This window comes from Frankia sp. Mgl5, from assembly GCF_023242985.1.
Taxonomy (GTDB): Bacteria; Actinomycetota; Actinomycetes; order Frankiales; family Frankiaceae; genus Parafrankia; species Parafrankia soli.
In genome coordinates this window covers 1-342 of sequence record NZ_JALKFY010000551.1, presented here as the reverse complement: position 1 = coordinate 342, position 342 = coordinate 1, and the positions used below count along the sequence as shown (strand labels likewise).

Annotated in this window: 1 pseudogene; it reads right to left on the bottom strand. The window is 55.0% G+C overall.

The features are described 5' to 3' along the window. Positions 1 to 342 (bottom strand): annotated as a pseudogene (locus tag MXD62_RS10580) (Zn-dependent hydrolase); the annotation flags it as partial.

Sequence of the window (342 nt, the reverse complement as noted above, 5' to 3'; positions counted from 1 at the left end):
GGAATAATGTTGCGAGAATTAGGAAATACTTCCAGATTCCCGACGGTACCCACTGTTGGAGCAGCCGGGTCCTGGGAGGCGATCTGATTAAGCGCCAAAATGATTTTAGCCGCCCCCAGCAATGCATCCTGCCGCATCGCCATTGGCACCGAGCCGGCATGACCGGCAAAGCCTGTTACTTCTACTGTTAACCACAGCGGTCCAGATATTCCGGTGACGATCCCGACTGGTTTGTTCAGTGTGTCGAGGAGGGGGCCCTGCTCAATGTGCATTTCCAGATAGGCACCGATCGTTCCCTCAGGGTAAACCGATTCCGCAAACCGGGACGGGTCACAACCGAAA